This is a genomic window from Actinopolymorpha sp. B11F2, from assembly GCF_040195635.1.
Lineage (GTDB): Bacteria > Actinomycetota > Actinomycetes > Propionibacteriales > Actinopolymorphaceae > Thermasporomyces.
Genome location: NZ_JBEFTX010000004.1, coordinates 170,962 through 191,374, shown reverse-complemented (window position 1 = coordinate 191,374; position 20,413 = coordinate 170,962). Strand labels below are relative to the sequence as shown.

Here is a 20,413-nt window from a genome sequence, read left to right as displayed (position 1 = left end):
TTACACGATTGGGTACGGTGCTGCCATGACCGCAAGCCTCGAGTTTCGCCGCGAGCTCACGCCTTCTCCCACTCCGGTGGAGCGTCGGGAGGAGATCCTCGCGCAGCCCGGATTCGGGAGGTTCTTCACCGACCACATGGTCACGGTGACCTGGACTTCGGGGGAGGGGTGGCACGATGCCGTCCTCCGCCCGTACGGTCCGCTCTCGCTCGACCCGGCGACCGCGGTCCTCCACTACGCCCAGGAGATCTTCGAGGGTCTCAAGGCCTACCGCCACGACGACGGGTCGATCTGGACCTTCCGGCCAGAAGCCAATGCCCGGCGGTTCCAGAGTTCGGCGCACCGGATGGCGTTGCCGGAGCTCGACGCCGACGACTTCGTGGCCGCGCTCGACCTGCTCGTCCAGACCGACCACGAATGGGTCCCGACCGGCGGGGAGAAGAGCCTCTACCTCCGCCCGTTCATGTTCGCCTCCGAGGTCTTTCTCGGTGTGCGACCCGCCCATGAGGTGACGTTCGCGGTGATCGCGTCACCCGCCGCGTCCTACTTCGCCGAAGGGGTCAAGCCGGTCTCGATCTGGCTGTCCGAGGACTACACCCGGGCGGCCGTCGGTGGAACCGGTGCGGCCAAGTGCGGCGGCAACTATGCGGCGAGTCTGCTGGCCCAGCAGGAGGCTGGCGCGAACGGGTGCGACCAGGTGGCGTTCCTGGACGCTGTGGAGCGACGCTGGGTCGAAGAGCTCGGCGGCATGAACCTCTACTTCGTCCTCGACGACGGGTCGATCGTGACGCCCGAGCTCACCGGCACCATCCTGGAGGGCATCACCCGGGAAGCGATCATGGCGCTCGGAGCCGAGCTCGGCCACAAGATCGAAGAACGCCGGATCGACGTCGACGAATGGCGTTCTGGCGTCGTCAGCGGCCGGATCGCAGAGGTGTTCGCCTGCGGTACGGCCGCCGTGGTCACCCCGGTCGGATCGTTGAAGTGGCGCGGTGGCGCGCTCGAGATCGGCGGCGGCTCCGCCGGTCCGGTGACCTCGCGCATCCGGCAGCAGCTGCTCGACATCCAGTACGGAAGGGCGCAGGACGCCCACGGCTGGCTCCACCGGGTGCGCTGACCGCTCCTCCGCACGCGGACACGGCCAAACACCTCGCCGATGTCACGCTGAGTACTCGATACCAACGTCTTCGCTGATCATCACGGAGCGTTTCCACGGTCCCGCCGATCGACACGGATCGGCGAGGGATCCTGCGCAAATAGGCGTAGGAGGAGTAGCTTCTGTGCGCACAGTACGCGACCTCTGCCGGTAACGAACGCCGGTGACCAGGCCCTCGTCGGTCGCGTCTTGAAACAGGGAGTAACGGAGGTATGAGCGAAGAGAGCAGTGCAGTGGCGTCCCACCCGACCAAGGGAGAGTTCGACCTCACCAGGGTCGAGTGGCGCGCGGCAGTCCCCGGTGGGGACATCGAGGTCGGTTTCGTCGACGACCTGATCGGCATGCGCAACGCCCAGGATCCGGACGGGCCGATCCTCGTCTTCACTCCTGGTGAGTGGGAGGCGTTCCTGTCCGGTGCGAAGGACGGCGAGTTCGATCCCGAGGTCCTCGACCTCGAAGGGGCCGAGGTCGGCGCGGAACCCGGCGGCTCGGGCTGAGACCGGTCGTCAGGTGATCAGCGGCCCGCGAACGGGACATTGGGTTTGCGCAGGGAATGTCCTCTTCGCCGGCCGTTGATCACTCCCGGATCTCCACCTCCCAGGAAGACTCCACCCAGGGCGACACCGCACCGCTCCGCCGCGTGAGATGCCATCGCTGGGTCGGAGCCAGACTCTGCACGAACCGCTCATCGTGGCTGACCGTCACCGTCGTACCTCCGAACGCGGCGACCGCGGCCTCCAACACGTCCAGGGACTCGAAGTCCAGATAGTTCGTGGGTTCGTCGAGCAGCAGCACCTCGTGGCCGCCGTTGATCAGCGCGGCCAGCAACAACCGTCGCAGCTCGCCCGCGGAGAGGGTGCCGAGCGGTCGCCGGAACTGTGAAGAGTCGAAGAGATACGAGTCCAGAAGCCGTTCGGCGTCCTCCTCGTACATCGGGACTCTGCTACGCAGATAGTCGAGCATCGACATGCGCAGCGGGAGACGGTCGTGCACCTGGGGGAGTACGCCGATCCGAGCCTGGGTGGCGACCTCGCCGCCGGCCGGTGCCAACTCACCCGAGAGCAGTGCGAGCAAGGTGGACTTGCCGGTGCCGTTCTCGCCGGTGACCAGGATCCGTTCGCCACCTCTCACCACTGCCGAGAAGTCCTTCCACAGCAGGCCGTTGCCCCGATCGGCCGCGACGCCGTCCAGGGTGAGGACGGTGCACTCGGGCGGTGTCGTGGCGGCGAGGTCCAGCACCAGGGGCGGGCGTTCCTGCGGGTGCTCGATCCAGCGTGCGGACAGCATTTCCCTGCGCAGCCTGCGTTCCCGGGCCTTCGCCTTCTTCGCGACCTTCTTGGCGTACCGGCGTGCCTTGTCGTTGTGGGTCGTGAGTTCGGTCCGCAACGCCTGGTTCGCGGTGCGTTCGATGTCGGCGGCGAGCCGCCGGCGGTGCTTCTCCTGGGCTTCGTAGTCGGCCAACAGCCGGGCCCGGCGGCGTTGCTTCTCCGCGCGGTAGGACGAATAGCCACCTTCGTAGAGCTCTGCCCGGTCGGTGAGGATGTCGAGTTCGACGATCCGGTCGACACTCGCGTCGAGGAATGCCCGGTCGTGGGTGATGACGACGACCGCCCCGCGGTAGTCCGCGAGGAACTCGCCCAGCCAGCTGACCCCGGCGAGATCGAGATGGTTGGTGGGTTCGTCGAGGAGCAGGATGCTCGGCTCCTCCAGCAACAACCGCGCCAGCATGAGCCGTGCCTGCTGTCCTCCGCTCACGTCGACCAGGGGGGTACGCGGGTCGAGGGACGCGATGTCGAGGTGGCCGCGTACCTCCTCGGCACGCGACTCCGCCTCCCATCCACCCAGCAGCGAGAAGCGGTCCTGCAGTCCGGCGTACTCCGACAGTGTGCCGCCGGCTGCCGGCGCGGCTGTCGCCATGGCGTCCTCGAGGGTCCGCATCCGCGCGGCGATCCGGTTCAGCTCACCGAGACCTTCGTCGAGGTACGAACCCACCGTGGCGTCGGTGTCGGCGATCTCCGCGTCGAGATAGCCCACCCGGCCGTGTGGGCCGTACGCCACCGAACCCGCGTCCGGGCGCTCTCGCCCGGCGAGCAGCCGGAGCAAGGTGGACTTACCGGCACCGTTGGGCCCGACGAGGCCGACCCGCTCGCCCGCGTTGACGGTCAGGCTGATGTCGGTGAACAGCGGCTCGTCGTCGTAGCTCTTGGCAAGACCGGACGCCTTGAGCACGGCGGCGGAGGGCGCTACAGAATGTCTGGCGGATGCAGTCATGGGGCCCCAGAACTCGATCGGACCGGTCGCGCCGGACAGGAGAGCGGCGACCGGGATGTCGGGAAAGGTGAGTTCTGGTCAGATGCCCATGAGTCCGAGCCTAACCGCCGGCCTGACGGACTCTCCAGAGATTTGCCCAAGATCACGGCCCGCCGGGCGCGGCCTCTCGATCGGAGGACCCGACTGCCGGGAATGGGGTGGTTGACCTGTGCCCGGGGTGATGTGCGACACTGCCGGAATGCTGAAGACCTTCACCCTGATCATTACGTAGGCGCGCCGGACCTGCTTCTCTCGTCCAGCGCGCAGACCTCTCGCTCCCGGCGGGAGGTTTTTTGTTTGTCTCAAGCCCTCCCCGGTTCAGCTCCCACGCCGAGCCCGCAGACGTCAAATCGAGCAGTCATCCCCCAGGAGCGCCTCCCGATGAGCGACTTTCACGTCTACGACACCACGCTTCGCGACGGTGCCCAGCAGGAAGGGCTGAGCCTTTCCGTCGACAACAAGCTGACGATCGCCCGGCACCTGGACGAACTCGGCGTCGGCTACATCGAAGGCGGCTGGCCGGGAGCCAACCCCAAGGACACCGAGTTCTTCGCGCGGGCGCGGTCGGAGCTGCACCTACGCCACGCCACGCTTGCCGCGTTCGGTGCCACGCGGCGGGCGGGGGTGGCGGCGGCAGACGACCCGCTCGTGGCGGCCCTGCGCGACTCCGGTGCCAGCGTCGTGACACTGGTCGCCAAGAGCCACGACCGCCATGTGGAGTTCGCCCTGCGTACCACGCTGGAGGAGAACCTCGCGATGGTGCGGGACACGATCGAACACCTCCGCTCCTGCGGGCAACGGGTCTTCCTCGACGCCGAGCACTTCTTCGACGGTTACCGCGAGAATCCGGCCTACGCCATCGAGGTCGTACGCACGGCCGCCGAAGCGGGCGCCGAGGTCCTCGCGCTCTGCGACACCAACGGCGGCATGCTTCCCGACCATGTGGGCGAGGTCGTCGACACCGTGCTGAGCACGGCCGGTCTGGCGGGGACCACCGCGCGGGTGGGAATCCACTGTCACAACGACGCCGGCTGCGCGGTAGCCAACACCCTCGCCGCCGTACGCGCCGGCGCCACCCACGTGCAGGGAACCCTCAACGGCTACGGCGAACGCACCGGCAACGCCGACCTGCTCACCGTCGTCGCCAACCTCCAGCTCAAGCTCGGACATGCGCTCGTTCCCGAGCCTGCCCTTCGGGAGGCGACCAGGATCGCCCATGCCGTGTCGGAGGTGACCAACGTTCCTCCGTACTCCCGTCAGCCCTACGTCGGCGCGTCGGCCTTCACCCACAAGGCGGGACTGCACGCCAGCGCGATCAAGGTCGACCCGAATCTCTACCAGCACACCGATCCCGAGCTTGTCGGCAACGACATGCGGCTACTCGTCTCCGACATGGCGGGCAGGGCGAGCATCGAGCTGAAGGGACGCGAGCTCGGATACGACCTCGCCGGTGACCGCGAGCTCGTCACGCGGATCACCGAACGGGTGAAGGAGCTGGAGTCGCGCGGATACACCTTCGAGGCCGCGGACGCGTCGTTCGAGCTCCTGCTCATCGAAGAGGTCGAAGGCGTCCGACCGACCTTCTTCGAGGTCGAGTCCTGGCGGGTGATCACGGACTCCAGGCCCGGCGAGGAAGCCGTCTCCGAGGCGACCGTCAAGCTGCGCGCCGGGGGCGAACGCACCATCGTCACCGGCGAGGGCAACGGCCCGGTCAACGCGCTCGACAGTGCGCTCCGCGGCGCGATCGGGCAGGCGTACCCCATCGTGGACAAGCTCGACCTGATCGACTACCGGGTCCGCATCCTCGAAGCGGGCCACGGGACCGACGCCGTGATCAGAGTTCTGATCGAGCTGTCCGACGGCGAGGAGTCGTGGGAGACCTGCGGTGTGGGGCACAACATCGTCGAGGCGTCGTTCGAGGCACTTGTCGACGGCGTGACGTTCGGTCTGGTCCGCGGTCAGGTCAGCCAGGGCGGCCAGGTCGGGGAGCAGGCGACCTGACCAGGGCGGCCCGGTAGGCTGCGAGCTTTCCGTACGGATCCACCGGGGCCGCCGGCGCAGATCCACCGGCGACCAGGAAGCACGAAGGCAGGTTGGCCTTGCGCATCGCACGGTTCAGTGCAGGTGAGGACCCGAAGTACGCCGTGATCGAAGGGGAGGCGGGGGCGGAGATCGCCGCGGTGATCGACGGCGACCCGCTCTACCGGCCCGTCCAGCCCACCGGCGAACGGCTCCCGCTCACGGACCTACGCCTGCTGGCGCCGATCATCCCACGGAGCAAGGTGATCGGCGTCGGCCGCAACTACGCCGAACACGCTGCCGAGCTGGGCAACGAGGTTCCGGCCGAGCCGTTGATCTTCCTCAAGCCCAACACGTCGGTCATCGGGCCGCGCGACGGGATCGTCTACCCGGCAGAGACCTCGGACCTGCACTACGAAGGCGAGCTGGCGGTGGTGATCGGCCGGATCTGCCGACACGTGCCACGCGAACGCGCCGCCGAGGTCATCTTCGGCTACACCTGTGCCAACGACGTCACCGCCCGCGACCTGCAGAAGACCGACGGGCAGTGGGCGAGGGCCAAGGGATTCGACACGTTCTGCCCGATCGGCCCCTGGATCGAGACCGAGCTCGACGCCTCCGACCTGGCGTTGACGACGACCGTGGCGGGGGAGCCTCGCCAGTCCGGGCGTACGTCGCAGATGATCCACGACATCCCCTCCCTCGTCAGTTACGTCAGCTCGTTCATGACGCTGTTGCCCGGCGACCTGATCCTCACCGGGACGCCGGCCGGTGTCGGGCCGATGCGTCCCGGTGAGGAGGTGTCGGTCACCATCGAGGGCATCGGCACCCTGACCAACCCGGTGATCGCCCATGGCTGAAGGCGGTTCAGCCCGGCCCTCACCAGCCGTCCGTACCCGCTTCGCGCCCTCTCCGAGCGGCGACCTGCATGTCGGCAACATCCGAACCGCGTTGTACGCATGGGCATGGGCGCGCCACACCGGGGGCCGGTTCGTCCTGCGGATCGAGGACACCGACCGGTCACGCATCACCGACGAGGCGATCGCGTCCGCCCTCGAGGACCTGCGCTGGCTCGGCCTCGACTGGGACGAGGGTCCGGAGATCGGCGGCGACTGCGGCCCGTACCAGCAGAGCGAACGCCTTCCGCTCTACCACGAGTGGGTCCAGCGGTTCTTGTCCGAGGGCACTGCGTACCACTGCTACTGCACGCAGGAGGAGCTCGACGCCGAGCGGGAAACCCAACGCAGCAAGGGCCTGCCGCCCGGCTACAGCGGACGCTGCCGGACGCTGACGGTTGCGCAGGTCGCGGACTTCGAAGCGGAGGCACGCAAACCCGTCGTCCGCTTCCGGATGCCGCCCGGCACCACCACCGTCCACGACACGATTCGTGGCGAGGTGGTCTTCGACCACGCCAACATCCCCGACTTCGTGATCATGCGGGCCAACGGCTATCCCCTCTACAACCTCGCGGTGTCAGTGGATGACGCGCTCATGCGGATCACCCACGTCGTCCGCGGCGACGACCTGCTGGCGTCGACGCCGCGGCAGATCGCGATGTACGAGGCGATGGGCGTTCCCGCCGAGGACGTCCCGGTCTTCACCCACTGCCCGTACGTCCTCGGGACCGACGGCAAGCCGCTGTCGAAGCGCTACGGATCGGCCTCCATCGAGTGGTACCGCGAGAACGGCTACCTTCCGGAAGCGGTGGTCAACTACCTCGCGTTGCTCGGCTGGTCACCGGGCAACGACCGCGAGGACCTCCGCCTCGACGAGCTGGTCGAGCTCTTCGACCTGTCCCGAGTGGGTGCCACGCCAGGCCGCCTCGACCCCAAGAAGCTCGACGCCATCAACGGGGACAAGATCCGCGCGCTCGGCGTTGACGAGTTGGCCCATCGGATCATGCCGTTCCTGCAGGCGGCCGGGCTGGTGGCCGAGCCGGTGCATCCGGACCAGGCACGGCTCGTGGCGGCCGCCGTGCCCCTGATTCAGGAGCGGCTGACCAGGCTCACCGAATCCGTCGACCTGCTGGCCTTCCTCTTCGTCCGCGAGGGCGCGTTCACCGTCGACCCGGAGGCTGCTGCGCGCGTGCTCACGACCGACGCCGGGCCCGTCTTGTCAGCGGCGTACGAAGCCCTCGCGGCGCTCGCCGTATGGGACCGGGCAGCCATCGAGCAGGCGCTGCGGCAGGTCCTCGTCGAGAAGTTGGGACGCAAGCCCAAGCACGCGTTCGGGCCTGTACGCGTAGCCGTGACAGGGCGGCGGGTGTCCCCGCCACTCTTCGAGTCGCTGGAGCTGCTGGGAGCTCACCGCACGCTCGGGCGGATAGAGCGGGCGCTCGAGGTGGACGTCGGCTAGCCGACCCTGATGGCCCGTGTGGGGGTACGCGACGGCTTCGCTATCATCGAGGCGGCCCGCTGCCAGGTGGTGGTTCGGGCCGACCCATGGGGTATGGGGTAATTGGCAGCCCGACGGATTCTGGTTCCGTTAGTCTAGGTTCGAGTCCTAGTACCCCAGCGGGTGAGCTGGGAGTCTCCGCGTTCTCGGGAGGCTCCGGTTGGCTGGGAGGCTCCGGTTGGCTGGGAGGCTCCGGTTGGCTGGGAGGCTCCGGTTGGCTGGGAGGCTCCGGTTGGCTGGGAGGCTCCGGTTGGCTGGGAGGCTCTGGCGGACGGACAGTCTCCGGTTGATAGAGTGCAGCTCGCTTTGCGGCCCCGTTGTGTAGCGGCCTAGCACGCCGCCCTCTCAAGGCGGTAGCGCCGGTTCGAATCCGGTCGGGGCTACAGGCTCTTGGGCGATCCGTGTGCGCTAAGCGCACCGGGTCGCCTTTCGCGTGTCACTGGCGTCGTGCGACAGCAGGTTGTCTGCGTTCCGGAGGTAGAGCATCCGGAATGTGACCTAGCGTGTGCAGCCATGCGGAAGGACGCCGTGCGGATCGACTTCTGAGCGCGACCGGCATCCCGGAACACGGTGCGTCGGCACCCTGGGGACCGGCCGCAGGTGACCTATCAAGGCTCAGAGAACCTTGATCAGCCCGAGTACTGCTTCGCTGCGCCGATCGGGATGTCTGAAACGGCAGGCCGACAGCGGCGGTTTCTCCTCGCCATGGAAGGGGATCGGGATGCCCTCGAGTTGGGCGAGGTCGTAGATGGTGAGCAGGTCGATCCTCAGTGGAACGCCGTCGCGGTCGACCGGCGGACCCACGTAGAAGTCGCTCACGGCCTCCGCCATCACCGATTCCGTGGTGCCGTAGAACGTCCGGCCGTCGCACATGGCCGAGCGGAGGGAGGTTCCCGAGACCACGCAGGGAACAACGTGCAACTCAACGCCGTAACGGTCGTAGGCCTCGTGCAGCGGGCCCTTTCGCCCAGGGTCGTACCGATCCGTGCCGGTCGCCATGATCACTTCGCCCAACGAGTCGTGCGTGTGCGTCGGATGGTCGATCAGGCTGACTGACCGGATGGCAATCTCGCGTTCCCCGTCCTGGCCGAAGTTCTTGCAGATGACGTCATCGAGAGCTGCGCCGACGGCTTCCGCGTCGGGAGGCGCCGTGAGGTCGTACGTCGGAAGCGACATGGTGACGACGGTGACGGGCATCGTTCCTCCAGAGCCGTTCTTGACGGTGCGCCGCCCTGGCCAGCACGGCAACCGTGTGCAGGTAGGGCGCTTCCGACCATCCAGCGGGCCCTACTCGGCGGCGCGGCGGAGGGACTCGGAGAGGCGTTCGGCGGCTGCCATCACCGCAGGTGCGTGCATCCGACCCGGCTGCCGAGACAGCCGCTCCAGTGGACCGGACACCGACACCGCCGCGACCACCTTGCCAGACGGGGAGCGGATCCCGGCCGAAACCGAAGCGACTCCCGCCTCCCGCTCACCGACGCTCTGCGCCCATCCACGCCGGCGTACGGCCGCCAACGTCGCCGCCGTGAACTTCGCGCCCTGCAGGCCGCGGTGCAGGCGTTCAGGCTCCTCCCACGCCAGCAGGATCTGGGCGGCGGAGCCGGCGTGCATGGTGAGTTGGGTGCCAACCGGGATCGTGTCGCGGAGTCCGCTCGGGCGTTCGGCAGCGGCGACACAGACGCGCCCCTCGCCCTGGCGGCGGAAGAGCTGCGCGGACTCCCCCGTGATGTCGCGAAGGCGTGCAAGGACGGGCCCCGCGGCGGCCAGCAGTCGGTCCTCACCGGCCGCGGCGGCCAGCTCTCCGAGCCGGGGGCCGAGGATGAACCTCCCCTGCATGTCCCTGGCCACGAGCCGGTGATGCTCCAACGCGACCGCCAGCCGGTGGGCTGTCGGCCTGGCCAGACCTGTGACCTGAACCAGCCCGGCGAGGGTGGCCGGACCCGCTTCCAGGGCACCGAGAACGAGCGCCGCCTTGTCAAGAACGCCGACTCCGCTAGAGTTGTCCATGACTCGATATTGCAGTCTCGAATTACGAGACGCAAGCCCAGAACCTGAAAAGGCCAAGGTCTGAAGGGTCGAGAACCAGTCAAACCGGACCCACGTTGGGTCGGGGTCGAAACAATTGTGAAAAGACCTGTCTGGAGGCACCACCATGCGGACCACCCTCGCGGAGAAGGTGTGGGAGGAGCACGTCGTACGCCGGAGTGAGGGCGAACCCGACCTGCTCTACATCGACCTCCACCTCGTCCACGAGGTGACGAGTCCGCAGGCGTTCGACGGCCTCCGCCTTGCCGGCCGCGGCGTACGGCGTCCCGACCTCACGATCGCGACCGAGGACCACAACGTCCCCACTCTGGACTTCGACAAGCCGATCGCCGATCCGGTCTCCCGCACCCAGGTCGAGACCCTGCGTCGCAACTGCGAGGAGTTCGGGGTCCGGCTGCACCGGCTCGGCGACGCCGACCAGGGCATCGTGCACATCATCGGCCCGCAGCTCGGCCTCACCCAGCCCGGCATGACGATCGTCTGCGGTGACTCCCACACCTCGACCCACGGAGCCTTTGGCGCGTTGGCGTTCGGCATCGGCACGAGCGAGGTCGAACACGTCCTCGCCACCCAGACCCTGCCCCAGAGTCGTCCGAAGACCATGGCCGTGACGGTCGACGGCCTACCGCCGGAAGGCGTGACGCCGAAGGACCTCGTCCTCGCCCTCATCGCCCAGGTGGGCACCGGCGGCGGGCAGGGGCACGTCGTCGAATACCGCGGCGAAGCCATGCGCGCCATGTCGATGGAAGGCCGGATGACGGTCTGCAACATGTCGATCGAGTGGGGTGCCAAGGCCGGCATGGTGGCGCCGGACGCGACGACCTTCGCCTATCTGGAGGGTCGCCCACACGCCCCGAAGGGCAAGGAATGGGAGGCCGCTCTCGACTACTGGCGTGGCCTCACGACCGACCCCGGCGCGGAGTTCGACCGCGAGGTCCACCTCGACGCGAGCACCCTGACGCCCTTCGTCACCTGGGGAACCAACCCCGGGCAGGGGGTTCCCCTCGGCGGCGCCGTCCCCCATCCGAGCGACTACGACGACCCGGGCGCACAGGTGTCGGCCGAGCGGGCGCTCGAGTACATGGGCCTCACGCCCGGCACTCCGATGCGCGAGATCACTGTCGACACGGTGTTCCTCGGGTCCTGCACCAACGGCCGGATCGAGGACCTGCGGGCCGCCGCCGACGTGATCCGCGGCCGCAAGGTCGCTCCAGGCGTACGCATGTTGGTGGTTCCGGGTTCGGGCCGCGTACGCCTGCAGGCCGAGGCCGAAGGTCTCGACGTGTTCTTCAAGGACGCGGGAGCCGAATGGCGGGGCGCAGGCTGCTCGATGTGCCTGGGCATGAACCCCGACCAGCTCGCGCCGGGGGAGCGCAGCGCGTCGACCTCCAACCGCAACTTCGAAGGCCGGCAGGGCAAGGGCGGACGTACCCACCTGGTGTCGCCGCTCGTCGCGGCCGCGACCGCCGTCAGTGGCCACCTCGCCTCGCCCGCCGACCTACCCACGACCTGATCCTCCGCACGATCCGAAGCTGACGGAGCCACAGCCATGGAGAAGTTCACCGTCCACACCGGCAAGGCCGCCCCGCTGCGGCGGTCCAACGTCGACACCGACCAGATCATCCCGGCGGTCTACCTCAAGCGCGTGACGCGGACCGGGTTCGGCGACGGGCTCTTCGCCGCCTGGCGGGGCGATCCCGCGTTCGTTCTCAACAAGCCGGAGCACCAGGGAGCCTCGATCCTCGTGGCCGGGCCCGACTTCGGCACCGGATCCTCCCGGGAGCATGCGGTCTGGGCCCTGCAGGACGCCGGCTTCAAGGTCGTCATCGCGGCCCGGTTCGGCGACATCTTCCGCGGCAATGCCGGCAAGGCGGGCCTTCTGGTGGCACTCGTCGACCACAAGATCGTCGAACGCCTGTGGGAGTTGGTCGAACGCGAGCCGGAGACGCCCGTGACCGTCGACCTCGAACAGCGCCTCGTCCTTGCCGGCGACGGCCCGGACGCGATCCGGGACTCCTTCGACATCGACGACTACACGCGCTGGCGGTTGCGCGAGGGCCTCGACGACATCGGCATCTCGCTCACGCACGTGGATCTGATCGATGCGTACGAGTCCCAGCGTCCCTCCTTGCGGCCCACAACGCTGCCAGCGAGCTCCTGAACCAGCCGGATCGAGTGGTTCAGGGGTGCGTGTCGCCCGCGACACGCCCGAACGTGACGGACTTCACCTTTTCTTGTTTTCGGCAGATCTGAGGCCGCTCGACGTCGCCCTCGGTACTGCCGAACCCTTGCTCCGATGCGGATCCGACCGATGCCGCCGCAGGTCGTCGACACGGCCGACTCGCTGCCTGGTTGGGGCTCCGCGGCGGCGGCCTGGCGGGGATCCAAGATCAACCGAAGTCGTAGGTGTCCGTGGTCGGCGTACCTCGAAAGCCCTGTGTGGTAAGGGATCTGACGGCACGTAGGCCGCTTGGGACGGCCGCTGGAGCGGCGTCGGTTGGCGACCGGAGGGGTACGAACGGCAGCCGGCCAGGGGGTCCGGGAGGGCCGCCATTCGTCAACGCCAGCAGGCGACATCGGGCCTCCCGCGGCCCGTACCTGAACCCTACGAGCGTCCGACGCGGACCCGGTTCCAAGCGCCTCCAGCCGGCCAGAACGCCGCGACACAAGGAGCATCCGGGTGAAGGTTATTGAGTAAGAGCGATACATTCCCTAACGTGCGCATGAATCGAGCGCAGGCTCGTACGATCCCGTTCACCGGAGGGAAGCAGTGAACAAATCTCAGTTGGTCGAGACGCTGGCAACGCGTTTCGAGGGCAACAAGAAGGACGCGCAGCACGCGCTCGAGTCGGTTATCGACGTGATTACGCGCGCTGTGGCGTCAGGCGAGAAGGTCGCCATCACAGGGTTCGGCGCGTTCGAGAAGATCGACCGCCCGTCCCGGATGGTCCGTAACCCCCGCACTGGCGAGCGCAAGCGGGCGAGGAAGACGTCGGTTCCGAAGTTCCGCGCGGGTGCGGAGCTCAAGGCCGTCGTGTCCGGTTCCAAGAAGCTGCCGAGGCTCGCGGCCGCGAAGAAGGCCGCCACGAAGACCGCGGCCAAGGCGCCCGCGGCCAAGCGGGCGGCGACGAAGGCTCCGGCCAAGAAGACCGCCACGCGGTCGCCGGCCAAGCGGGCAGCCACCAAGGTGACCGCCAAGAAGACCGCCACGAAGAAGACGGCGGCCAAGAAGACGACGGCCAAGAAGGCCACCAGCAAGCGCACGCCGGCCAGGCGTGCGGCGAAGCGCTGACTGTCGCCAGCCGCAAGTCGGCAGCAGGCAAAGGGGCCGGCACCTTCCGTTGATGAAGGTGCCGGCCCCTTTGCGTTTCGTCAGTCCGTCAGGGTGTAGATCGTGAGCGAGCGGATCTTGGTCGCGTCGCCGGATCCCTCGACGTCGAGTCGGACCCGTTGCCCGATACGCAGGTGCCGCAGGCCTGCGGTGGCGAAGGCCTCAGCGTCATAGGTCAACTCGACCCCGTCATCGGCCAACACCGTGCCGGACCGGGTCTCAGGATCGAACGAACGCACCGTCGCCTGCATGGCGCGAAGTCTATGCGCCCGGCGATGCGAGGACCATTCCCTCCTCGTACCGAACAAACCCACTGTTACAGCAGAAGCGCGACAGCGGCCCGGGTACGTGCGCCCACCCCCAGGGTCAACGCGTCCATGAGGTCGGCCTCGGTGTCGACATCGCGGCGTACGGAGGTCATCGCGGGCAAATCCAACTCCACCGCGCCGGAGGCGAGATGAGCCGCACGGGACGCACCACCGAAGCGGGGGGCGAACTCCGCCGCCCCTGCCGCGCAGTACAAGGTCGTACCCACGGCGTCTGCATCGGCCACGAACGACGTGGGATGTGCCAGCGCGGCATCGAGCACCGGCGCGAGCTCGTCCGGACGAAGTGCGGGCAGATCGCCCAGCATCGCTGCCACGGCACAGCCTGGCCGGCGCGCCCGCGCGCGTGCGGCGCCATGGCGGAGGGCGGCGTTGAGGCCTTCCTCTGGTTCGTCGGAGATGACGATGGCGCCGATCGCTGACAAGGCGGCACCCGACTCGTGATCATGGGTGACAGCAAGGACGTCAACCACGACAGGGCATGCCATCGCGGCGGTGACCGTGTCGAGAGCCATCGCCCGGGCAAGGTCGGTCCGGTGCTCTCCGGCGAACGGAGCAAGCCTGGACTTTCCGACCGTCGCCGGCTTGACGGGCACCACGAGGGTCCAGCCGGCCCCACCGCGATGATCGGGGGAACTGCCGCTGCCGTTGGCACGTTCTAGCGAAGACATCGACGTCGATCCTCTCAAGTCCCAGCCCACCGGCGATCCGCAGGACTCCCGGCAGAGCACCCCGGACCCGCTGCTCGACACCACACCAGGCGTCGTTCAGACTGTGGCGGGCGAACGTAGGGTTTCCAGGACCTCGTGCCATGCGCGCCCTGACCGACCGCCCACGCCCGTCACCCCACACCGCGCGGGCCGACGAGGAGGACAGAGTGCCGCCGCCGCAGACCCCGTCACCGAAGACCCCGCCGTCACCGAAGACCGGCTTCTGCTACGACCTGGCCGCCGCGGCTGTCGTGCCCTTCATGCGTACGTTGACCAGGCGCGAGTGGCGAGGGACCGAGCACATTCCCGCCAAAGGTGGCATCGTCGCCGTCACGAACCACTTGTCGTACTTCGACCCGATCGCCATCGGGCATTTCCTGCACACCTCCGGCCGCCCGCCGCGATTCCTCGCCAAGGCGAGCCTGTTCAACATTCCTGTGGTGGGGAAGTTCCTGCGCTCGGCCGGACAGATCCCGGTGCACCGCGAGAAGCGCACCGCCGGCGACGCTCTCGCCGAGGCCTGCTCCGCGATCGACGAGGGGGAGTGTGTCGTGGTCTATCCGGAAGGGACGATCACCCGTGACCCCTCTCTGTGGCCGATGGTCGGCAAGACCGGAGCCGTACGCATCGCCCTTCGTACCGGGTGCGAGATCGTTCCCATCGCGCAGTGGGGTGCCCAGGACGTGCTTCTGCCGTACGCCAAGTTCCCACGCCTGCTTCCACGCAAGACGATGCGGATGGCGGCGGGACCACCGGTGGATCTCTCGGCGTTCCGCGGCGACCAGGCAACCCCGTCGCTGTTGAAGAAGGCGACCGTGGTCGTGATGGACGCGATCACCGCGCTGCTCGCCGAGCTACGTGGGCAGGAGGCGCCGAACGACCCGTTCGATCCGAGCAAGTTCGACGTGCCCTCGATCGGAAACCCGTACAAGAAGCGGATCCACCAGCGATGACGGTGGCCCTCATCCGATAGAGCCGTGTGAGGGTGCCCCTCATCCAATCCAATCGGCGGGGCGCGGTCAGCCTGACCGGTCGACGAGTTGGTCGAGGGTGGTCGAGAGGTCGGTCCAGAGGTCGTCGACGTCCTCGATCCCGACGCTCATCCGGACGAGGTTGTCCGGAATCGTCGCTACCTCGGTCGCCCAGCGCCGTCGGCGCTCGAACGTCGACTCCACGCCGCCGAGGCTCGTCGCGTGCACCCACAGTCGGGTCGTTCGGGTGAGGGCGTCCGCCGCCGCCGCACCGCCACGCAACTCGATCGCGATGATCCCGCCGTACGCCCGCATCTGCGCCGTCGCACGCCCGTGCCCAGGGTCGGACGCCAGCCCTGGATAGCGCACCCGCTCCACAGCCGGATGGGCGGCGAGGCGTTCGGCCAGGGTGACCGCGTTGGCGCAGGAGCGCTCCACGCGGAGATGGAGAGTACGCATACCGCGCAAGGCGAGCCATGTCTCGAACGGCCCCGGTATCGCTCCGACCTTCCTCCGCCGGCTGGCGAGCTCCTCGTACAACTCGTCACCGCGGGGGGTCGGGGCCGTCACCAGTGCACCGAGTACGACGTCGCTGTGCCCGGCGAGAAACTTCGTCGCCGAGTGCACGACGACATCGGCGCCTGCGTCAAGGGGTCGTTGCAGGAGCGGGGTCGCGAACGTGTTGTCGACGGCGACCACGGCTCCCGCCTCCCGCCCGGCCGCGCACAGCGTGGGCAGATCCGCCACCTCGAGCGCCGGGTTCGTCGGCGACTCGACGAGGATCAGATGGGCGCCCGGCATCGCCCGGCGTACCGCCTCGGTGTCGGCGATGTCGACCAGCCGTGCCTCTCCGAGCCGGCCGGACGTCGTGAGATCGGCGAGCTGTCCCACCGTGCCCAGGTAGGCGTGGCGAGGAGCCACGACGATGCCACCCACAGGCACCAGGTCGAGCGCAGTGGCGATCGCGGCGAGCCCCGACGCGTACGCAAGGGCCCGCCCGCCCTCCAGGCCCCCCAGGACCTCCTCGAACGCCTCCCAGGTGGGGTTGGCATACCTGCCGTACTCCAGCGCCCCTCCGGCGACGTAGGTCGAGGCCAGCGTCAAGGGCGGGTTCAGCGGGGCGTCCGGCTCATGCGCCGGCCGTCCGGCGGTCACCGTGAGTGTCGAGGGGGTGAGCGTCTCGGGAAGTTCGCGCATATGCCGATTCTTCCTGACTCATTGCGCGGCTCAACCGCTGACAATTCGCTGCCCCTGCCGAGTAGGGTCAGGGCGATGAGCGAGTTCGAGCGGAGCCTGTCGCCCCGAGCACTACCCGACGACGGGCCGTCTCCAACCGATGCCAAGCCCCGGGTCGCTGTCGTCTTCGGCGGGCGCAGTTCGGAGCATGCCGTCTCCTGCTCCACCGCGGGCAGTGTGCTGCGTGTCCTCGACCGGGACCGGTACGACGTGATCCCCATCGGCATCACCCTCGACGGGCGCTGGGTCCTCGAACGCGATGAACCCGAACGCCTCGCCATCCAGGCGGGCCACCTCCCCGAGGTCGACGAGAAGGGTGCCGCCGTCGTGCTCTCCAACGACGCGGACAAAGGGCTCGTCGCCCTCGACCCTGCCTCCGGGCCGAGCAGTCTCGGCGAGGTCGATGTCGTCTTCCCCCTGCTGCACGGGCCTTTCGGCGAGGACGGCACCCTGCAGGGTCTGCTCGAGATGGCGGGCGTGCGCTACGTCGGCGCCGGCGTGCTGGCCAGCGCGATCGCCATGGACAAGCACTACGCCAAGCAGATCTTCGCCGCCAACGCCATTCCCGTGGCGCCCTACACCGTGCTCAAGCCCGGTGCCTGGGACCGCGACCGCCCCGCCTGCGAAGAGGCGGTGGCCTCGCTCGGCTACCCCGTCTTCGTCAAACCGACCCGCGGCGGATCGAGCATCGGCATCACCAAGGTGGGCCGGCCCGGCGACCTCGCCGACGCGGTGGAGAAGGCGCGCCAGTTCGACCCCAAGGTGCTCGTCGAGGCCGCGGTCGAGAACGCCCGCGAGATCGAGTGCGGCGTCCTGGATCGCCTCGACGGCGGCCGGCCGGAGGCGAGTGTCGTGGCCGAGATCCGGTGCGACACGGAGTTCGAGTTCTACGACTTCGAGGCGAAGTACCTCGACGACGAGGAGCACGTCAACCTGGAGGTGCCGGCCGACCTCGACGACGCGGTAGCCGACGAGGTACGCGCGCTCGCCGTCAGGGCATTCGACGCGGTCTCGGCCGAGGGGCTCGCCCGGGTCGACTTCTTCCTGCGCCAGGACGGCACGGTGATCCTCAACGAGATCAACACGATGCCCGGCTTCACCCCGTACTCCATGTTCCCGCGGATGTGGGCCGCCACCGGACTCGACTATCCCGCTCTGGTCGACCGACTGATCCAGCTCGCCCTGCAGCGCCCCACCGGCCTGCGCTAGGACTCGCCGGGCGCGGTTCGCGCTACTGGCACGGCTTCACCTGGCGCACACGGCGGTCGACGCTTGACGCGAGGTCGACCAGCGAATCGGCGGCAGGGTCGTACGCCTCTGGCACGGCGACCTCGACATAGGTTGCCCGCCCGACTGTGGTGAAGATCGTCCCGCGGGTCGCCTTCTCCGCGTACCATCCGACGCCGTTGATCTCGAAACACTCCGAGGTCGGTGTCAGCGCCTCGGGGCGGGCTACGCCGCAGCGCAACGTGATCGGCGGGTCGCCCCACGCCGCGGCCAGGGCCTCTGGTGGATCCACAGGGCGGGACTCACCGCCGCCGACGCTCGTCGGCAGATCTTCGACCAGCGCCCGGCATGCGGCCTTCACCGCGCCCCTCGGCTGGGGCGGTTCCACGGTGACCGGACCCTGCCCGCATCCGGTCAGGACGAACGCCAGCGCCACGCCCACCACCCCGGACGTACGAAGGGATCCCGGCGTAGGACAGCGAAGAATGGCCGGACCTAGATATGGACGACGGGACAGGTGAGGGTCCGGGTGATCCCGGTGACCCCCTGCACCTTGGCGACGACGAGTCGACCCAGCTCGTCGACGTTGGTCGCCTCGGCACGGACGATCACGTCATAGGGCCCGGTGACGTCTTCGGCGAGGGTGACACCTTTGATGCGGGCAATCTGCTCTGCGACTTCGGCCGCCTTGCCGACTTCGGTCTGGATCAGGATGTAGGCCTGGACCACCACTGGTCGTCCTCCCGGGCTCGTGGCGCAGTACTCAGCGCTGGTGCGCATTCATGACGTACGCCCTGATACCGCCACCACGCGGTAGCGTCGTCGCGGAGCTCCAGGGGATCACGTCGTGGTCACGCTATCGCGGGACGTGCCACCGCGCGCGGCTCGGCCCAGCTGTCGGCGCTGCCGCGGGGCCAGTTTGGCAGTGGAGCCAGTTTGGCAGTGGAGCCAGTTTGGCAGGAGAGGCAGTTTGGCAGTGGAGCCAGTTTGGCAGGAGAGGCAGCCGGGAGGGGAGCGACGAGGTGGGCACGCCCGCAGGGGGACATGGCGAGACTCTCAGCGAGCTCGGTGAGTTCGGACTCATCGACATCTTCCGGGCCAGGTTGCCGGTCGGTCCTGGCGTCGAGCTCGGACCCGGTGACGACGCGGCGGTGGTGGCCGCGCCAGACGGTCGGATCGTGGCGACCACTGACATGCTCGTCGAGGGTCGGCACTTCCGTCGCGACTGGTCAGGTGCCTACGACGTGGGCCGGAAGGCGGCGGCGCAGAATCTCGCCGACCTCGCCGCCATGGGTGCCGCACCCACGGCGCTCCTGGTCAGCTTCGGCGCACCCGGCGACCTGCCGGCGCAGTGGGCGATCGAGTTCACCGACGGCCTACGCGACGAGTGTGACCTGGTGGGTGCGTCCGTCGCGGGTGGCGACGTCGTGTCCTCGCCGGCGGTGGTGGTCGGGATCACCGCGTTGGGCTCACTGGAGGGGCGTCGCCCGCTCACCCGGTCCGGAGCACGCCCCGGCGACCTGGTGGCCGTCTGTGGCCGGCTCGGCTGGTCCGCTGCGGGACTCGCCGTACTAGGCCGGGGGTTCCGGTCGCCGCGGGTCGTGGTGGAGGCGCATCGCCGGCCGCAGCCGCCGTACGACGCGGGACCGGAGGCGGCGAGTCTCGGCGCGACGGCGCTGGTCGACGTGAGCGACGGACTCCTCGCCGACCTCGAGCACGTCGCCCGCGCGAGTGGCGTACGCATCGATGTGGACTCCAGCACCCTCGAGATCGGCGAACCGCTCCAGGCCGTGGCGGCGGCGATAGGCGTCGAGCCGCTGTCGTTCGTTCTGACCGGCGGGGAGGACCATGCGCTCGCCGGGACGTTCGGTCCGGACGTGGTACTCCCAGCGCGCTGGACAGTGATCGGCCGGGTGTGCGCGGCGGGAGAGGCAGACCTCGCCGCGGAGCCGGCGATGGCGACCGCGCCGACCGGTCCGCTCGTCACTGTCGACGGCGTGGCCCACGAAGGGCGGGCCGGTCACGAACACTTCCGTTGAACGTCTGGGTGCCCGGCGCGGGCGTCCGAGGACGGCAAACGGCCGGCCATCCCGGACGGAACGGCCGGCCGTCGTGAGACCGGGGCAGGGCTTGGGGTCAGCGGCTGACCTTGCCCGCCTTGAGGCACGAGGTGCAGACGTTGAGGCGCTTCGGCGTGCCCTCGACGGTCGCGTGCACCCGCTGGATGTTGGGCTCGAATCGCCGGGCGGTGCGGGCCTTGATCCTCCGCTTCAGTGCGCGCGTACCCGTGCGGGCCACGTTGTTGCCGAACCTGGGACCCTTGCCACAAACGTCGCAGACGGCAGCCACGGCAGACACTCCTGTGCAGATTCTGGATATGGACGGTCGCCCGGCCGATCGGCGCTCAAGGGTGGCACGCACGGAAGTGACACGTACCGGCCGCGCCGACGGGGGCAACCGGTCGAGAGTATCCGACCAGGGCCACGACGCGCCAACCGGGGCGGTGGGGGTGGTGATCGGTACTCTCGCGGGCATGAGCCCGCCGACGGGATCACCGGAGTGCCACGCGCCCATGACCAGGCACGCTGGCGATAGGCTCGCCGATGAGGTGATCGGCCGGATCCGTGCCGCCCGAGGTCGACGCGTTCGGCCACGCCGGCGGCCAACCGCACCCAATCCAGGAATGT

At 68.7% G+C, this 20,413-nt stretch carries 20 protein-coding genes and 2 tRNA genes; 13 read left to right on the top strand and 9 right to left on the bottom strand.

The features are described 5' to 3' along the window. The first annotated feature begins 25 nt into the window (after nt 1-25). On the top strand, nt 26-1,117 hold the full coding sequence (locus ABN034_RS09765) for a branched-chain amino acid aminotransferase (RefSeq protein WP_349690673.1): 1,092 nt from the start codon (nt 26-28) through the stop codon (nt 1,115-1,117). A 251-nt stretch (nt 1,118-1,368) separates the two neighbouring features. Further along, on the top strand, nt 1,369-1,653 hold the full coding sequence (locus ABN034_RS09760) for a DUF397 domain-containing protein (protein WP_349690672.1): 285 nt from the start codon (nt 1,369-1,371) through the stop codon (nt 1,651-1,653). A 79-nt stretch (nt 1,654-1,732) separates the two neighbouring features. Here ABN034_RS09760 and abc-f read toward each other — a convergent pair whose 3' ends face one another. Continuing rightward, entirely contained in the window at nt 1,733-3,385 is a 1,653-nt protein-coding gene (abc-f, locus tag ABN034_RS09755) for a ribosomal protection-like ABC-F family protein (RefSeq protein WP_349690671.1), read from the bottom strand. 462 nt (nt 3,386-3,847) lie between these two features. On the opposite strand from abc-f, the gene cimA reads away from it, so the two are divergent. From cimA to ABN034_RS09730, 5 genes are all read left to right on the top strand, one after another. Beyond that, nucleotides 3,848-5,467: a citramalate synthase gene (gene cimA / locus ABN034_RS09750; RefSeq protein WP_349690670.1), complete on the top strand. Its 1,620-nt coding sequence runs from the start codon at nt 3,848-3,850 to the stop codon at nt 5,465-5,467. A 98-nt stretch (nt 5,468-5,565) separates the two neighbouring features. Next, a complete protein-coding gene (locus tag ABN034_RS09745; RefSeq protein WP_349690669.1) occupies nt 5,566-6,345 on the top strand; it encodes a fumarylacetoacetate hydrolase family protein in 780 nt (259 codons plus the stop codon). After that, nucleotides 6,338-7,840: a glutamate--tRNA ligase gene (gene gltX, locus ABN034_RS09740; protein WP_349690668.1), complete on the top strand. Its 1,503-nt coding sequence runs from the start codon at nt 6,338-6,340 to the stop codon at nt 7,838-7,840. The genes ABN034_RS09745 and gltX overlap by 8 nt, the downstream gene beginning before the upstream one ends. An 87-nt stretch (nt 7,841-7,927) precedes the next feature. After that, a tRNA-Gln gene (locus ABN034_RS09735) sits at nt 7,928-7,999 on the top strand. A 190-nt stretch (nt 8,000-8,189) separates the two neighbouring features. Then, nucleotides 8,190-8,262 (top strand) — tRNA-Glu (locus tag ABN034_RS09730). A 232-nt stretch (nt 8,263-8,494) separates the two neighbouring features. Here the strand turns inward: ABN034_RS09730 and ABN034_RS09725 are convergent. Together ABN034_RS09725 and ABN034_RS09720 are read right to left on the bottom strand one after the other, a co-directional pair. After that, a complete protein-coding gene (locus ABN034_RS09725; RefSeq protein WP_349690667.1) occupies nt 8,495-9,076 on the bottom strand; it encodes a hypothetical protein in 582 nt (193 codons plus the stop codon). 90 nt (nt 9,077-9,166) lie between these two features. Continuing rightward, a complete protein-coding gene (locus tag ABN034_RS09720; RefSeq protein WP_349326233.1) occupies nt 9,167-9,886 on the bottom strand; it encodes an IclR family transcriptional regulator in 720 nt (239 codons plus the stop codon). A gap of 145 nt (nt 9,887-10,031) precedes the next feature. Here ABN034_RS09720 and leuC point away from each other — a divergent pair, with 145 nt between their 5' ends. The 3 genes from leuC (at nt 10,032) to ABN034_RS09705 (ending at nt 13,217) form a co-directional block, all read left to right on the top strand. Next, entirely contained in the window at nt 10,032-11,438 is a 1,407-nt protein-coding gene (leuC, locus tag ABN034_RS09715) for a 3-isopropylmalate dehydratase large subunit (RefSeq protein WP_349690666.1), read from the top strand. 36 nt (nt 11,439-11,474) lie between these two features. Further along, nucleotides 11,475-12,086 (top strand): 3-isopropylmalate dehydratase small subunit, encoded by a 612-nt coding sequence (gene leuD / locus ABN034_RS09710; protein WP_349690665.1) that lies wholly within the window; start codon nt 11,475-11,477, stop codon nt 12,084-12,086. A gap of 609 nt (nt 12,087-12,695) precedes the next feature. Beyond that, nucleotides 12,696-13,217, top strand: a complete 522-nt coding sequence (locus ABN034_RS09705; RefSeq protein ID WP_349690664.1) for an HU family DNA-binding protein — start codon at nt 12,696-12,698, stop codon at nt 13,215-13,217. Between the two features lie 80 nt (nt 13,218-13,297). Here ABN034_RS09705 and ABN034_RS09700 read toward each other — a convergent pair whose 3' ends face one another. Both ABN034_RS09700 and cofC read right to left on the bottom strand, forming a co-directional pair. Further along, nucleotides 13,298-13,507: a cold-shock protein gene (locus ABN034_RS09700; protein ID WP_349326237.1), complete on the bottom strand. Its 210-nt coding sequence runs from the start codon at nt 13,505-13,507 to the stop codon at nt 13,298-13,300. A 65-nt stretch (nt 13,508-13,572) separates the two neighbouring features. Next, nucleotides 13,573-14,253 carry a 2-phospho-L-lactate guanylyltransferase gene (gene cofC, locus ABN034_RS09695; RefSeq protein WP_349690663.1) on the bottom strand — a complete coding sequence of 227 codons (681 nt, stop codon included), beginning with the start codon at nt 14,251-14,253 and terminating at the stop codon, nt 13,573-13,575. A 140-nt stretch (nt 14,254-14,393) separates the two neighbouring features. Between cofC and ABN034_RS09690 the strand changes: the two genes are divergently transcribed. After that, a complete protein-coding gene (locus ABN034_RS09690) occupies nt 14,394-15,245 on the top strand; it encodes a lysophospholipid acyltransferase family protein (RefSeq protein ID WP_349690662.1) in 852 nt (283 codons plus the stop codon). A gap of 66 nt (nt 15,246-15,311) precedes the next feature. Here the strand turns inward: ABN034_RS09690 and ABN034_RS09685 are convergent, their stop codons facing one another. Then, nucleotides 15,312-16,460, bottom strand: a complete 1,149-nt coding sequence (locus ABN034_RS09685) for a trans-sulfuration enzyme family protein (RefSeq protein ID WP_349690661.1) — start codon at nt 16,458-16,460, stop codon at nt 15,312-15,314. A 75-nt stretch (nt 16,461-16,535) separates the two neighbouring features. Between ABN034_RS09685 and ABN034_RS09680 the strand changes: the two genes are divergently transcribed. Then, entirely contained in the window at nt 16,536-17,708 is a 1,173-nt protein-coding gene (locus ABN034_RS09680) for a D-alanine--D-alanine ligase family protein (protein WP_349690660.1), read from the top strand. Nucleotides 17,709-17,730: 22 nt separating this feature from the next. On the opposite strand, the gene ABN034_RS09675 is transcribed toward ABN034_RS09680, so the two are convergent. Together ABN034_RS09675 and ABN034_RS09670 are read right to left on the bottom strand one after the other, a co-directional pair. After that, on the bottom strand, nt 17,731-18,162 hold the full coding sequence (locus tag ABN034_RS09675) for a DUF3515 domain-containing protein (protein WP_349690659.1): 432 nt from the start codon (nt 18,160-18,162) through the stop codon (nt 17,731-17,733). A 59-nt stretch (nt 18,163-18,221) separates the two neighbouring features. Next, complete coding sequence (locus tag ABN034_RS09670; RefSeq protein ID WP_502877533.1) at nt 18,222-18,458, bottom strand: Lrp/AsnC family transcriptional regulator; 237 nt, start codon at nt 18,456-18,458, stop codon at nt 18,222-18,224. A gap of 290 nt (nt 18,459-18,748) precedes the next feature. Between ABN034_RS09670 and ABN034_RS09665 the strand changes: the two genes are divergently transcribed. Then, entirely contained in the window at nt 18,749-19,765 is a 1,017-nt protein-coding gene (locus ABN034_RS09665) for a thiamine-phosphate kinase (protein WP_349690658.1), read from the top strand. 97 nt (nt 19,766-19,862) lie between these two features. On the opposite strand, the gene rpmB is transcribed toward ABN034_RS09665, so the two are convergent. Next, entirely contained in the window at nt 19,863-20,075 is a 213-nt protein-coding gene (rpmB, locus tag ABN034_RS09660) for a 50S ribosomal protein L28 (RefSeq protein ID WP_349690657.1), read from the bottom strand. Nucleotides 20,076-20,413: the final 338 nt, after the last annotated feature.

Excerpts from the sequence above, each read along its gene's own strand:
- ABN034_RS09765 (WP_349690673.1), top strand. The coding sequence starts at position 26 with ATGACCGCAAGCCTCGAGTTTCGCCGCGAGCTCACGCCTTCTCCCACT.
- ABN034_RS09760 (WP_349690672.1), top strand. The coding sequence starts at position 1,369 with ATGAGCGAAGAGAGCAGTGCAGTGGCGTCCCACCCGACCAAGGGAGAG.
- cimA (WP_349690670.1), top strand. The coding sequence starts at position 3,848 with ATGAGCGACTTTCACGTCTACGACACCACGCTTCGCGACGGTGCCCAG.
- gltX (WP_349690668.1), top strand. The coding sequence starts at position 6,338 with ATGGCTGAAGGCGGTTCAGCCCGGCCCTCACCAGCCGTCCGTACCCGC.
- ABN034_RS09725 (WP_349690667.1), bottom strand. The coding sequence starts at position 9,076 with ATGCCCGTCACCGTCGTCACCATGTCGCTTCCGACGTACGACCTCACG.
- ABN034_RS09720 (WP_349326233.1), bottom strand. The coding sequence starts at position 9,886 with ATGGACAACTCTAGCGGAGTCGGCGTTCTTGACAAGGCGGCGCTCGTT.
- leuC (WP_349690666.1), top strand. The coding sequence starts at position 10,032 with ATGCGGACCACCCTCGCGGAGAAGGTGTGGGAGGAGCACGTCGTACGC.
- leuD (WP_349690665.1), top strand. The coding sequence starts at position 11,475 with ATGGAGAAGTTCACCGTCCACACCGGCAAGGCCGCCCCGCTGCGGCGG.
- ABN034_RS09700 (WP_349326237.1), bottom strand. The coding sequence starts at position 13,507 with ATGCAGGCGACGGTGCGTTCGTTCGATCCTGAGACCCGGTCCGGCACG.
- cofC (WP_349690663.1), bottom strand. The coding sequence starts at position 14,253 with ATGTCTTCGCTAGAACGTGCCAACGGCAGCGGCAGTTCCCCCGATCAT.
- ABN034_RS09690 (WP_349690662.1), top strand. The coding sequence starts at position 14,394 with ATGCGCGCCCTGACCGACCGCCCACGCCCGTCACCCCACACCGCGCGG.
- ABN034_RS09685 (WP_349690661.1), bottom strand. The coding sequence starts at position 16,460 with ATGCGCGAACTTCCCGAGACGCTCACCCCCTCGACACTCACGGTGACC.
- ABN034_RS09680 (WP_349690660.1), top strand. The coding sequence starts at position 16,536 with ATGAGCGAGTTCGAGCGGAGCCTGTCGCCCCGAGCACTACCCGACGAC.